This window comes from Veillonella sp. CAG:933, from assembly GCF_000431435.1.
Taxonomy (GTDB): Bacteria; Bacillota; Negativicutes; order Veillonellales; family Veillonellaceae; genus Veillonella_A.
The window spans coordinates 55,299-68,602 of the sequence record NZ_HF986209.1 but is presented as its reverse complement, the minus strand read 5'-3'; the positions used below and the strand labels follow the sequence as shown (position 1 = coordinate 68,602).

12 protein-coding genes and 1 pseudogene are annotated in these 13,304 nt (G+C 43.2%); 1 reads left to right on the top strand and 12 read right to left on the bottom strand.

Features of this window, described 5'->3' with window-relative positions; genetic code table 11:
• Positions 1-1,422 precede the first annotated feature (1,422 nt).
• Complete coding sequence (gene nth, locus QZL64_RS08075) at positions 1,423-2,061, bottom strand: endonuclease III (RefSeq protein WP_021841491.1); 639 nt, start codon at positions 2,059-2,061, stop codon at positions 1,423-1,425.
• A gap of 254 nt (positions 2,062-2,315) precedes the next feature.
• Here nth and QZL64_RS08070 point away from each other — a divergent pair, with 254 nt between their 5' ends.
• Complete coding sequence (locus QZL64_RS08070; protein WP_021841490.1) at positions 2,316-2,558, top strand: DUF896 domain-containing protein; 243 nt, start codon at positions 2,316-2,318, stop codon at positions 2,556-2,558.
• Between the two features lie 70 nt (positions 2,559-2,628).
• On the opposite strand, the gene QZL64_RS08065 is transcribed toward QZL64_RS08070, so the two are convergent.
• From QZL64_RS08065 to QZL64_RS08015, 11 genes and pseudogenes are all read right to left on the bottom strand, one after another.
• Complete coding sequence (locus tag QZL64_RS08065) at positions 2,629-3,879, bottom strand: pyridoxal phosphate-dependent aminotransferase (RefSeq protein WP_021841489.1); 1,251 nt, start codon at positions 3,877-3,879, stop codon at positions 2,629-2,631.
• Between the two features lie 347 nt (positions 3,880-4,226).
• Positions 4,227-4,805: an outer membrane beta-barrel protein gene (locus QZL64_RS08060; protein WP_021841488.1), complete on the bottom strand. Its 579-nt coding sequence runs from the start codon at positions 4,803-4,805 to the stop codon at positions 4,227-4,229.
• A gap of 43 nt (positions 4,806-4,848) precedes the next feature.
• On the bottom strand, positions 4,849-5,850 hold the full coding sequence (ftsZ, locus tag QZL64_RS08055) for a cell division protein FtsZ (protein ID WP_021841487.1): 1,002 nt from the start codon (positions 5,848-5,850) through the stop codon (positions 4,849-4,851).
• A 144-nt stretch (positions 5,851-5,994) separates the two neighbouring features.
• Entirely contained in the window at positions 5,995-6,339 is a 345-nt protein-coding gene (locus QZL64_RS08050) for a small basic family protein (protein ID WP_021841486.1), read from the bottom strand.
• Positions 6,339-7,034 carry a DUF881 domain-containing protein gene (locus QZL64_RS08045; protein ID WP_021841485.1) on the bottom strand — a complete coding sequence of 232 codons (696 nt, stop codon included), beginning with the start codon at positions 7,032-7,034 and terminating at the stop codon, positions 6,339-6,341. Before QZL64_RS08045 ends, QZL64_RS08050 begins: the two co-directional genes overlap by 1 nt.
• 21 nt (positions 7,035-7,055) lie before the next feature.
• Complete coding sequence (locus QZL64_RS08040) at positions 7,056-8,027, bottom strand: cell division protein FtsQ/DivIB (protein ID WP_021841484.1); 972 nt, start codon at positions 8,025-8,027, stop codon at positions 7,056-7,058.
• Between the two features lie 19 nt (positions 8,028-8,046).
• A complete protein-coding gene (locus tag QZL64_RS08035; RefSeq protein WP_021841483.1) occupies positions 8,047-8,979 on the bottom strand; it encodes a D-alanine--D-alanine ligase in 933 nt (310 codons plus the stop codon).
• A gap of 2 nt (positions 8,980-8,981) precedes the next feature.
• Positions 8,982-10,355, bottom strand: a complete 1,374-nt coding sequence (murC, locus tag QZL64_RS08030) for a UDP-N-acetylmuramate--L-alanine ligase (RefSeq protein WP_021841482.1) — start codon at positions 10,353-10,355, stop codon at positions 8,982-8,984.
• 21 nt (positions 10,356-10,376) lie between these two features.
• The gene (murG, locus tag QZL64_RS08025) at positions 10,377-11,483 is read right to left on the bottom strand and encodes an undecaprenyldiphospho-muramoylpentapeptide beta-N-acetylglucosaminyltransferase (RefSeq protein WP_021841481.1); all 1,107 of its coding nucleotides are present in this window, start codon (positions 11,481-11,483) and stop codon (positions 10,377-10,379) included.
• Between the two features lie 2 nt (positions 11,484-11,485).
• On the bottom strand, positions 11,486-12,868 hold the full coding sequence (gene murD, locus QZL64_RS08020) for a UDP-N-acetylmuramoyl-L-alanine--D-glutamate ligase (RefSeq protein WP_021841480.1): 1,383 nt from the start codon (positions 12,866-12,868) through the stop codon (positions 11,486-11,488).
• Between the two features lie 12 nt (positions 12,869-12,880).
• Positions 12,881-13,304, bottom strand: a pseudogene (locus QZL64_RS08015) (phospho-N-acetylmuramoyl-pentapeptide-transferase); the annotation flags it as partial.

The following is a 13,304-nucleotide window of genomic DNA, read 5'->3' as shown; positions in this document are numbered from 1 at the left end:
CAATCGGCGTCGACCTTAGCTAAGGCCGCTTTACGAGCCGCCCGGGCTTTTTCAAAACGAGCTGCCAATTCTGCCAACGGTTCTTCTTTAATAATTTGACGACGCACACTGCCCATCAATTGTAATAAGGCTTCCGGCGTCAACACCATTTGAGCCAGCTTGGTTAAAACCTGTTCCCCCTGTAGACTGCGGAAATAGGTATACCAGATATAAGCAGCCTCCGGATTGGTAAACATCCAATACGCTGTATCCTCCTCGGCCACTTTACTTTGTTCCATGAGTTCCGCATAGGAATCTTCGTCCAAAGTTTCCCCTGCTTTACGACCTTCATGGTCAACCAGTTTTAATTGAACCTCAGTCCCCTGACGTTCTAATTCCAAGCGGGTCGCTTCAAAAGCATTAAATACTTTTTGTACATATAAAGGAACTTTAGGATCTTTGGAAGTAAAACCGTCTTCGCCCAATGTCGGTAATTGCGCTTTCATAGCCGGTTCTATACCGCATAACGATAAGGCATACTGTACCATAGAGAACGTATCCATAGAAGCCAAAACTTCATGCGGCAAAGCAATAAACGGTGTGGAGCGCCATGTGTCCCCCATTACTTCACGAATCTCAAGGGCTACTTTTTTAACCGAACGATTTGTGTACACAAATTCATAAGTGCCCAGCGGCGCCCATTCGCGAATCGCTTCCAAACGTGGTTGCAACAACATATACTGAACAGCCATGCGATTCATGCCCACTTGGTCCTGAATGGCACTAATCGGAATGAAGTAGTGAGCTGTACCGAGTTCTGTAATATTGCCTACCCGATTAGCCAATTCCTGCATAATTTCAACCGGTGCCCGGAACAAGCCGGTAGACGCCGCTACAATATGGTCAAAAATAACATCTTCCGGCCATTCATCAATAACCGGAGCCAACGGATAGAGTTGTTTAAATAAATTATAGCATGTTTCGGATGATGTATATAATAATAAACGCTCCGATGGAATGGCTTGCAAAATTTCTTCTGCCAAGGCGGCATATTCTTCAATATTGGCAAAGAGGATAATACCTTCCGAATTCTTGTGGAATTCAATGATGTCTTTAAAAGGCAAGCGCCACTGTTCACCGGCCGCAAGGCCTTCCACATAGCCCGTCTCCGTAATAAAGTCCATCACTTCTACGGCAAAAGAAGGGCCGTATACAGATTCAAAGGCTACTTGATCGTAAGGAAGTTCGCCAAAAACTTCAACGGTACTTTGCTGCGCCAATTCATATAATTTATCACCCGTAATCCCCCACTGGCGTACTTCGGGACTAGTCTGAAGTATTTGATCCAGTACGCGAAAACGCAATAATTCCGTTACCATTGCGCTACCGGTAACACCGATTGCTTTAAACTTCTTTATAAGTGATTGCATTGCTTCCTTCATATTATGCCTCCTTACCGGCTGACGGACACACATGAGCTAACGGACATTCGCCGCACAAAGGCTTTCTGGCCTTACAAACTTTACGACCATGCCAAATAATCCAATGATGAGCGGCACTCCATTTTTCCATCGGAATTGCTTTCTTGAGCTTTTCTTCTACCTCTTCCGGCGTTTTACCGCGAGCCAAGCCCAAACGATTAGACACCCTAAATACATGAGTATCTACGGCAATAGCCGGTGTATCAAACAATACCGACACCAACACATTGGCCGTTTTACGCCCTACGCCGGGCAATTCTACCAATTTGTCAAACTCATGGGGCACTTCACCGCCATAAGTATTAACCAAAATATCACAGGTTTTTATTAAATTCGCTGCTTTCGCCCGATAGAGACCGCAGTCGCGAATTAACACTTCCAACTTAGCCGTTCCCAACGCCAACATGTCGGCCGGATCACTGTAAGTCGGAAATAATCGCGCCGTAATAATATTAACCCGTTCATCCGTACATTGTGCGGACAAAACTACGGCTACGAGCAGTTCAAAAGGACTGTTATAATGCAAGGCAGGTTTCGCATCTTTATAGACGGTTTCCAAAATAGCTATTTGTTCTGCCTTAATGGCTTTCGTTACACGCATTCTGTCTTCTATGCTCCATTTATCTATCTTAGAATACTCATTCAAAATAATTTATAAATCTAAATAACATTACTTATTCAAAACAGTTTACCTTTACAAGATAATGTATCTGGTCAAAATAATTTGTCATTCGACATCAATTATATCATTACTCATGATGTAACGGCAAACGGCTTGACTGAATATGCTATAATGAATATGAAAAGTTCGTATTGAGAATTTTATGAAAATAAATAATTTACATGGAGGATTTTATGGAAATAAATGACGTTTTAGCGCGCATCAACGAATTAGCCCATAAGAAAAAATCCGGTCAGGAATTAACAGAAGCCGAATTAGTAGAAAAAAAAGAATTATATCGCATCTACTTAGACTTCATTCGCGGCCAGGTTATATCTCAAATGGATCGTGTTTCATTCGTTGACGAAAAAGGTAATATTACCAGTGCCAAAGATATTGCAGCCGCCAAACAGGCTAAAAATACAAAATTAAACTAATACCCAAAAACATTAGACTAATAAAAAGAAAATCCGGTGAGCACCCTGTGTTCACCGGATTTTTTACATTCTATAAATGACCTAAGCGGTGCATTACGTCATATACAATCTTCGCTAAGCCGCGCATTTGTTTTTTAGGAATGCTGCAAGCAGCAATACGAACGCCATGTTTCAAAGCAATAACATAAACATGTTCTTTAGTAAGTTCTTCCACAACTTCTTTAGCATGTTCAGTCGGAATGGTTAAGAAGAAACCACCGCAATATGGCAAGCATGGCAAGCCTAATTCTTTAGCTTCCTCAGTAAAAATGTGAGCACGTTCTTGAACAAGTTCACAGTATTCGGCACGTTCCGCTTCATGAGCAGCCAACTTAGCCGGATCCATAACAATATTCGCCATGGTCCGCATAGCAGGACGGCAAATATTAGACCAAGTAGCACGTGATGTTAACGCATTAATTTCCTTAAATTCAGCAGCAACATCAGCATCGGAGGTAATACCAATCATAGCCCCTACGCGTTGACCATACATGGTGAAACCTTTAGATAAGCTGTAACATGCTACTACCAAAATTTCTTTTGGCAATTGACTGAATTTTTTGAAGAAACGGCGAACGGTCTGCTTTTCACCGGAATAATCGATATAAGCTACGTCACAAGCGATGATAAATTTATTTTTACCATTGCCGATTAATTCTTTAGCAAAGGCAATGACTTTATCCCAATCTTCATCGGTTAAGCTGAAACCGGTCGGGTTATTCCCCGGCGAGTTGAAGATAGTCACTACGTTTTCCTGTTTAGCCGCTACTTCCAATACTTTAGCCTTGAAGCCTTCAAAATTAAACTTCAATTCTGCATCGAATAAAGGATAGGTTTCCAAATGTCGATGATTATCACCGCAAATTTGTTCATACGCGCCCCAATACCAATCGGCGGTCAAAACAATATCTTCAGGATTTGTATAATTGTGTACTAAGTGATGAATCCCACCTGTACCACCGGCCGTGGCCACAGCTTCTATTAAAGCATCCGGTCTGGATTCGCCAAAACATTCGCTTTTAGCGGCTTCCAAGAATTCAGGTAACCCTGCAATCGGTGCATATGCCACATATTCATTACGCGGCAAGTTTAAATATTCTTTTTCTACTGCTTTCAAAAAGACAATATTATCTTCTTCGTCCATAATGGAGCCCAAGGTACCGTTAAGTACATTTTCTTTACCATTAATTTTGGCGTCTTCTTGCGCCCGTGCATTCATGACAAAAATATTGTCCTTTGCTTTTTTTCCCCTTGCGTGTGTTGCTGCCATACTCATAGTCATAACCGACACCATCCCATCTGATATTAATCAATTCCTTACTTAATAATAGCGGAAAAAAAAGCCACTTACAAGAGCAAGACGTTGAAAAATGACAAAAATATGCTGTTTTTAGAAAAGAATATTGTATACAATATAGGCTATGCATAAATCATGTTTAAGACGCAAGTTAACGTGTACTTTAGAGCATAAACGAGGCATCTTTTTTCAATTTTTGCATACAAAAAACCGTGAATATTACCCAAAAGGATAAATATTCACGGTTTAAATTGCTTATAGCGTGTTCACAAAGTATGTGACACAAATTCTTTCTCAGTCCTTACATTATCTGTAAGACATCAGTGCTGAAATTAGAAGTTGTAACCGATACCGGCATGTAAGCCTTTAACAGAACCATCGCCATTGTCTACACTGTATTTATCATATTGATAATACAAGCTAAGATCAAATTCATTATTTAATGCATAAGTAGCACCTACTTGGTAAGTATTTTTAATATCATTACCAAAGCCTACTTTTGCAAAACCTTGAAGACGATCTGCCAATGGCATATGACCGATTACCCCAACTTGTAAACCAGTTTCATTATCACCACCGGCTTTAATGTAAGTACCGCCTACATAACCATTAAAGTTAGGATGGAATTCATAAACAGCATTTAACTGATGATCTTTTACATCACTGCTCTGATCAAGATTAACTTTATTATAAGAATACTGCAAAGCCCATTTGTCAGTTAAACCGGTCTGTAAATTAACACCGAAACCGTCAGCATGACCGCTTTCACCGGTTACACTCTGGGAGAAACTGTATTCAACACCAATCTTGCTGTCACCTTCGTTAATGTCTGTTACAGGCACAGCAGCTGCGAAGGCAGCACCTGTTAACATTGTAGCAGCTAAAGTAGCAACTAACACTTTCTTGTTCATAGAATTACCTCCTCTGTACACACATACACGCTTAGCAACCAACTTAGCGTTTCATAAATGTAGGAATTTCAGGACCTACACCGAATGGAGATTTAACAGCACCTGTTTTAGGTTGTGCGCCGAAGCCCGTAGCTACAACAGTAATCTGTACACGATCTCCTAAGTTTTCATCTATAACGGAACCGAAGATGATATTAGCTTCAGGATCCGCTGCTTCGGAAATGATTTCAGCCGCTTCGTTGATTTCGAACAAGCTCAAATCACCGCTACCGGTAATGTTCAAGAGAATGCCTTTGGCACCTTCGATGGAAGTTTCCAACAATGGGCTGTTAATAGCCATTTTGGCAGCATCAACAGCGCGGTTTTCACCTTCGCCGATACCGATACCCATAAGAGCTTCGCCTTGGTTAGTCATGATAGTTTTAACGTCAGCGAAGTCAAGGTTAATAAGACCAGGTACGGTAATCAAATCGGAAATCCCCTTGATACCTTGACGAAGCACGTCATCCGCGGTACGGAAAGCTTCGTTCAAAGGAGTTTTCTTATCAACAACTTGTAATAATTTATCATTAGGAATTACGATAATGGTATCCACTTTGCTGGTGAGCATTTCAATACCTTTATCAGCCTGGTTTTTACGACGTTTACCTTCAAATGTGAACGGTTTAGTTACTACGCCAACAGTTAAGGCGCCCATTTCACGTGCACATTCAGCTACGATAGGAGCCGCACCGGTACCGGTACCGCCACCCATGCCTGCGGTTACAAAGACCATGTCGGAACCTGAAAGGGCTTTAGTAATTTCTTCACGACTTTCTTGGGCTGCTTCTTCGCCAACCTGAGGGTTAGCACCGGCGCCAAGACCTTTAGTCAATTTTTCACCTAATTGAATTTTTATATCTGCTTTAGAGTTATCCAAAGCTTGTGTTTCTGTATTAGCTACAAGGAAATCTACACCTTGAAGACCACTGTCAATCATACGATTTACGGCGTTACTTCCGCCGCCACCAACACCAATAACTTTAATATTTGCGAATTCCGACATTTACGTTCCTCCTCCTGTTGCCCGTAAAATTTATATGCCCTTTATTTCAAACAACATGATTATGTTCAATACTATTATAACTAGTTTCATTTCATTTTACACTATTTTTTTTATTTTTTCTACTCTTTTACAATAAAGTATACCTTATTTTGTGCGTCTTGACAAAAGCAAACGTCGAATGGCTGCGGTATTTTGAAATAAACGCAAACCAAAGCTGATGAGTGCTACATAATAAAGGTCAATGCCCACAAAATTTCCCAGGAATACCAAGAGTGCGGCCAATAGTGAATTGGAAAAGAACCCGGTCAGAAATATCCACAAATTAAATATTCGTTCCAACGCGGCACGAGTGCCACCAAATACACTGTCTAAAGCGGCCAACAAAGCTACCGATGTATACTTGGCATACACCGGTGGGATTTCAAGCGGTGACATTACACCGATAATAATACCCACTACCAAGCCTCCGACGATAAATAAGTACATCATTATTTTTTATCGCCTCCTTGCTTGACTACCTTTAAATGTTCTTCTTTAAAAGTACCGTTAAAAGCTGGCACAATCATCTGATCTACTTCCTGAATCTTCAGTTCAATGCCCCAATACTTCAAAGACTCAACCACACCGCCACGCATGGTGAGCGCTGCGGATAAAGTCTTCGGATCCCCGATTGCCTTAATTACAAAGGGCGGTCCAAACACCTTACCGTTAACCATGACCGTCGGTCCCGCACAGCGAACTTCCGATGTGCCGGTTAACCGCTGGTCGTTAACCGCAATGGCCTCTGCCCCACCGGCTCGTAATTCATTCAGAACACGCAAAAGGTCTTCGTCATGAATTAAGTATAGGTTCGGGTTCTCATTGTCTTTTACCGGTATTTTACTGTCATTAATAGTGATTATCACACCGGGTCCGGTCACATCTGTAAGGCCGGCCCGTTGCTTCAATAAATTGATGTCGCTGACCACACTGGCCGACGCATCACCTTTTTGTATTTTTTCTAATTGTTGCCGCAGCTCATCACGTTCTTTTTCTGCCGCGGTCAGTTCACGTGCTAAATCTCCTGTTCGCTGCAAATGAATATTGCTTTCCGCTATGCTTTGCGTCATTTTATATTGACCAACCAACATAATCCCCAGCAACATGCTTACAGCCGCTATTGCCCAACGACCTTGCTTTAACATGCTTCCTCTTCCATTATTCCCTTAAGGCGTCTTAATAAACGGCGCCTTTACATTGACATCCAAATATTGTGCTGCCACACCGCGAGCCTTCACATCACGCAGCATATTTTCAGATAAAGGCCCTTTTTTATCCATATCCGATGTATCGCCTAAATGAAGCGGCAATCCATCTACCGTATAAGCAATTAACTGATTAACATCACCTACATTAATTTCGGCAATCTCCTTACGACCTTCATCGCTTAATGAGTTCAAATACGACAAAGCCCCTTTAATGACCGGCGTATCAATTGTATCACCTAATAATACATTGCCCAGTTTGATACCGGAGATAATCGTAGCTGACGTATCTTCGATGGCCGGGCCAATATTAATAACTTGACCTTTCGCATCCAAGGTGGCAAAACCGAACTGCGTCGCCACTACCGCCGCCGGCCGACGTTCTGTTACATTCACTTGTAAAGTAAGCGGCAATACATACGTTACTTTAACTGAGTCTACCCGCAAATCATGCTGCAACCGTTCTTCTAATTGGCCGGCATTAATCTGCAACAGGTTAATCGGATACCGTATATTAGCGGCCGCCATCACATCTGATACAGTTACATTTTTACTACCCGTCACTGTTATTGTGCCAAACGGAATCGGCAAAATAAATAAAAGCAACCATAGTAATAATAAGCCACCGCCGATTAAAACAACGCGACGACGCCATGCATGAGGATGTTTCGGTGGCTCCGGCGGTTCGCCACCATCGCGATAATACCCGTTTTCACCATTACCGTCCGGTGATGAATAGGCACCATCAAAATCATATAAAGGTCGATTCGCCCCACTGTGGTTCCTTGGCGAATGTACCGATTGTTGCTCCCCATGGTAATTCGGCGAAGAATAGCCCCCCGATGATTGTTCACCGGGCGGTCTGAATGTGGCCGTTGGATTTGGTTTTACTGCCTCCACCGGACCGGAATATGGCCGATTATCTCTATTCATCTCAGTATCTCCAGTTTACTTAAAACTTACCTAAACCGGCGGTGAGCAGAATTTTTTCACATAAGGTAGGGAAATCCATCCCCATAGCTTTAGCGGATTTTGGTACCAAGGAGGTCGCCGTCATGCCTGGAATCGTATTATATTCCAACACAAACGCTTCCCCTGCCTTATTGGTCATGAAGTCGATGCGAATTACGCCGGAGCATTGTAATTCACGATATACAGTTTCACCGATAGCCTGTAGTTTTTTAGTTAACGCTTCATCAATCGGAGCCGGTACCAAATAATCGGTAGCACCTGTCGTATATTTTGAAGTGTAATCATATTCACCGGAATGTGGTCTGATTTCGATAACCGGTAAGGCTTTGCCTTCCAATACGGGAACTGTAAATTCATGACCGTCCAAATACTGTTCTACCACCAAAATATTATCATATACGAGAGCTTCTTTTACACCTGCCGTAAGCTCGCTATCGTCACGTACAATAGTTACGCCGATGCTGGAACCTTGGGTAGCCGGTTTCAAAACAACCGGTAATGTAAAGTTAGCTTTAATATCTGCAACAATATCAGCTTCATTTTGTGCTGCTGCATTATAAGATTTTGCTGCAGCCGTCGGGATACCGGCGCCTACAAACACATCTTTACTGATTTTTTTATTCATGCCTACGGCTTGCGCCATAACACCGGAACCGGTATACGGAATGCCGGCCATTTCAAGTAAGCCTTGAAGCGCTCCGTCTTCACCGAACTTGCCGTGCAATGCATTGAATACGATTTCGCCGCCTAATGCTTTAATATCGGCTAACAATTGTTCCGGTACCAATTCCAAAGTTTGAGCATCATACCCTAAACTACATAACGCTTCCGCAATAGCTGCACCGGTTCGACGAGATACCTCTGCTTCTTTAGAAGGACCACCCATTAATACGATAATTTTTTTATTTTTCATGATTATTCCTCTTCCAATGCTGCCAATAATTTAGGTCCGTATTGACTAATGCTGCCGGCGCCCATAGTAATTACCAAATCATCAGGTTGTAAAATTTGTTTTACCGTTTGCGGCACATCATTTACGTCCGCAATATAATGAACATCCTGACCGGTAGTAGCTTTCACCATATCCGGGATGGAATGGCCGTCAATACCGGCAATCGGATCTTCACCGGCACTGTAAATATCGGTAATAAATAATACGTCCGCATTCACAAAAGCTTTACCGAATTCTTTTAACAATAAATTAGTACGGGTAAAACGATGTGGTTGGAATACGCAAACTACGCGATGTGATTCCAAAGCTTTGGCCGCACTCAAAGTAGCTGCAATTTCTGTCGGATGATGTGCATAATCATCAACTACCCATATGCCCTTAACATGACCTTTCGTTTCAAAACGACGTTTAGCACCTGTAAATTTAGCTAATGCGGCCACAACTACGTCGGCCGGAATGCCACAATCCGTAGCCATAACAAAAGCACCCAAGGAATTTAACGCATTATGCGTACCCGGCACTTTAAGGCGAATAGTGGCAATCACTTCATCACCCTTCATGGCTTCATAAACCAAAATACCTTTTTCATAATGAATATTGCGAGCCCTGTAATCATTGTCTTCGCCGAGACCATACGTTACGAAATGACGATCTACACGGGGCATCACTTTCTGAATCGACGGATTATCGCCACAGACAACGGCTTTACCGTCCTTAGGTAATTTACCGACAAACTCACAGAAAGCATCCAATAAATGCTCCATCGTACCGTAGTGGTCCATATGGTCATTTTCAATATTGGTAATAACGATGGCCTTCGGATTCAATTCTAAAAACGAACCGTCACTTTCATCGGCTTCGGCGATGCTGTATTCACCGCGGCCCCACTGACTGCTGCCGCCCAAATAATCGACTTCACCGCCGATAATAACCGTCGGATCTAGGCCGGCTTCCACAAAAATCTGCCCCAGCATAGAGGTAGTCGTGGTTTTGCCGTGCGCACCGGCGACGGCAATGCCCTTTGTTATATCCAACACGGCTTTAACGATATCGGAGCGATGTAAAATAGGAATCTGTAATTCGTGAGCCGCCATAAGTTCCGGATTATCTGCGTGAATAGCCGTAGAACGAACAACCGCATCAACCCCTTTTACATAGTCCGCATTGTGACCGATATGAATGGTGGCGCCCATTTTACGGAAACGCTCTGTCACGGCTGACTCCTGAATATCGGAACCGGATACTTCAAACCCCTGACTGATTAAAATGTTGGCAATGGCTCGCATACCTGAGCCGGCAATGCCGATAAGATGTATTTTATGAATACCATTTAACATGGTGCAATCTCTCCTTATTCCTTACTTTGCAATTTCCAGCGCTAATTGGGCTATATCGTGAGCCGCCGCCGGTTTACCCAACGTCTTGGCTGCCGCCGACATATGCCCCAATTCATGCGGATTGTTCATGAAGAATTCGATTTCACCAATCAAATCTTTACCTTGTAACATTTTATCCACAATCATACGAGCCGCTCCGGCACTTACCAACGCCCGCGCATTATACGTTTGATGATCTTCCGCCGCATACGGGTACGGAATTAAAATTGACGGAATGCCTCGCACCGTAAGTTCCGCAAGACCAACGGCGCCGGCACGAAATACAGCTAAATCGGCAGCCGCCAAGGCTTTCGGCATTTCATGCAAATACGGCAAAATTATTGATGAATCACTGTAGGCCTCACCGTCTTTAATATGCAATGCTTCAAGGACCCGATCATACTCACCGGACCCGGTTACATGAATCAATTTAATGCCTTTACGGTTTTTAAAATACTCATGTACTTCAATCATGGCTGTATTAATACTGCGTGCCCCACGTGAGCCGCCGGCAATAAGTACGGCAAACTCATCATCTTTTAAGTTAAAAAACTCACGCCCTTCCGCTCGGGTATCCACCAATACTTCCGGACGCACCGGATTACCGGTATAGACAAGTCGCTTTGCTTTAGGAAATGCTTTTTTTGCATCTTCAAAACCAACCGCTACTACATCGACAAAACGGCTCAGGATTTTATTCGTAATACCGCCGATGGTATTTTGTTCCTGAATAAGAGTCGGCACATTCCGCAGTGCTGCGACCAACAAAATCGGACCGCACACATAACCGCCCGTACCGATTACAATATCCGGTTTAAACTCCGAAATAATGCGCGCGGCCTGCCACAAAGAACTAAGCGTTTTGCCCAAGGTCACCAATGCATGCCATGACAAATTACGATTTAAACCTTCTACCGGCAATGTTTTAAAAGGAATTCCCTCTTTAGGCACCAAGGTAGCTTCGAGGCCTTTATCGGTCCCGATATATAAGAATTCAGCCTCCGTCATAGCGGCTATTTCTTTATAAATGGTAATGGCAGGATAAATGTGACCACCCGTGCCACCTCCTGAAATAATTATACGCTTCATGACTAAGACCCCTTCTTATTAGCCAACATATCAGCTAATGCATATACTTCATTTTTAAAATCATCGCCTCGTTCTTCAAAACAATGATACCAGTCAAAACTGGAGCATGCGGGCGACAATAAAACCACATCACCCGGTTTCGCCAATTCATGACCTTTCGCTACCGCTTCGGCCATAGAACGGACGCGCACAATGTCTTCAACACCGGCCGCTTTAGCGGATTCTTCAAAACGCGCTGCCGCATCACCCATGAGGACTAACGCTTTGGCATGTTTTTTGACCATGTTCATAAAATCGGTTAAATCCGTCATCTTATCATAGCCACCGGCCAACAAAACAACGGGCTCCTTAAATGATTCCAATGCTTTAATGGCAGAATCTGTATTGGTTGCCTTCGAATCATTAAAATAAGTAGCTCCATCGATAACCGTAACCCGTTCCAGACGATGCTCTACAGCCTTAAAATTAGCGATTACATCATGCAGTTGTGTTGCGGTAATACCTAAATCATAAGCCAAAGCAATGACTGCCAAAATATTTTCAATATTATGTCGGCCCGGCAAATGAATATCCGCCGTGCTGATAACAGCTTCCGCTTCATTATTACGAACGGCAAACAACTGATTATCCGCAAAATACGCTCCATCCGTCACACCATGTTCCTGACTGATGCAAAGTACTTTGCCCGGTACGCGCGGTACCATCCCCGCCACTAACGGATCGTCCATATTGAGGACGGTTCGCTCCTTCGATGTTTGTTGCTTAAAAACATTCTCTTTAGCCGCCTGATAAGCTTCCATGGTTTTATGGCGCTGTAAGTGGTCCGGCGTAATATTCAACATGATGGCACCCAATGGTTTAAATGTTTTTACCGTTTCCAATTGATAGCTGGAAACTTCTGCCACCAAATAACCATCCGCCGGAATTTCATAGGCTGCTTCACTCAATGAATCGCCAATATTACCGCCCACCATTACAGGACGACCGGTTTGTTTCATGACTTCGCCCAATAATGTAGTAGTCGTAGTTTTGCCATTTGTACCAGTAATAGCGAGAATAGGTGCTTTGGAAATGTCATAGGCCACTTCCACTTCGCCTACAATATCCATGTCCCGTTTAGCCGCTTCCACTAAAATAGGAATGGTAAGAGCAATCCCCGGTGAAACTACAATACGATCAACAGCCGCCAATAATTCATTATTCTGGCGGCCGGTAATAACGGTTACATGAGCCTCCTCCAATAGTGCCTTTTCAGCCGATGTAAACGCAACTTCTTTATAATCGTTTAAAGTAACGTCAGCCCCCATTAATCCCAACACATGAGCGGCACCGATACCGCTCCGACCTGCGCCTAACACTAAAATTCGTTTACCCTTGTACTCCATGATTACGCCTACCTATCGCATTACATAAATTAACAAACCACATACGGCAAACAAGCAACTGCCAAGCCAAAAACGGCTTACCACTTTTTGCTCACTCCAACCGGACAATTCAAAATGATGATGAATCGGACTCATTTTGAAAACGCGTACACCACGTGTTTTAAAGGATACTACCTGAATAATAACGGACAATGCTTCCATTACGAAAATGCCGCCGATAATGATGAGCAATAATTCCGTTTTAGTTAAAATAGCCATGCCCGCAAAGGCACCGCCCAATGCCAAGGAACCGGTATCACCCATGAACACCTTAGCCGGGTTGGAGTTGAAATATAAGAACCCCAGTACGGCACCGCAAAGAGCAATACCGAAGAAGGACACACTCGGCTGTAACGCCAGCATACCGATAACGGTATAAGCAATAGCCGCAGCTGCC

Coding starts and splice junctions, on each gene's coding strand:
- murD (WP_021841480.1), bottom strand. CDS start 12,868: ATGGAGTACAAGGGTAAACGAATTTTAGTGTTAGGCGCAGGTCGGAGC.
- ftsZ (WP_021841487.1), bottom strand. CDS start 5,850: ATGTCGGAATTCGCAAATATTAAAGTTATTGGTGTTGGTGGCGGCGGA.
- murG (WP_021841481.1), bottom strand. CDS start 11,483: ATGAAGCGTATAATTATTTCAGGAGGTGGCACGGGTGGTCACATTTAT.
- murC (WP_021841482.1), bottom strand. CDS start 10,355: ATGTTAAATGGTATTCATAAAATACATCTTATCGGCATTGCCGGCTCA.
- QZL64_RS08070 (WP_021841490.1), top strand. CDS start 2,316: ATGGAAATAAATGACGTTTTAGCGCGCATCAACGAATTAGCCCATAAG.
- QZL64_RS08065 (WP_021841489.1), bottom strand. CDS start 3,879: ATGACTATGAGTATGGCAGCAACACACGCAAGGGGAAAAAAAGCAAAG.
- QZL64_RS08045 (WP_021841485.1), bottom strand. CDS start 7,034: ATGTTAAAGCAAGGTCGTTGGGCAATAGCGGCTGTAAGCATGTTGCTG.
- QZL64_RS08050 (WP_021841486.1), bottom strand. CDS start 6,339: ATGATGTACTTATTTATCGTCGGAGGCTTGGTAGTGGGTATTATTATC.
- QZL64_RS08035 (WP_021841483.1), bottom strand. CDS start 8,979: ATGAAAAATAAAAAAATTATCGTATTAATGGGTGGTCCTTCTAAAGAA.
- nth (WP_021841491.1), bottom strand. CDS start 2,061: ATGCGTGTAACGAAAGCCATTAAGGCAGAACAAATAGCTATTTTGGAA.
- QZL64_RS08060 (WP_021841488.1), bottom strand. CDS start 4,805: ATGAACAAGAAAGTGTTAGTTGCTACTTTAGCTGCTACAATGTTAACA.
- QZL64_RS08040 (WP_021841484.1), bottom strand. CDS start 8,027: ATGAATAGAGATAATCGGCCATATTCCGGTCCGGTGGAGGCAGTAAAA.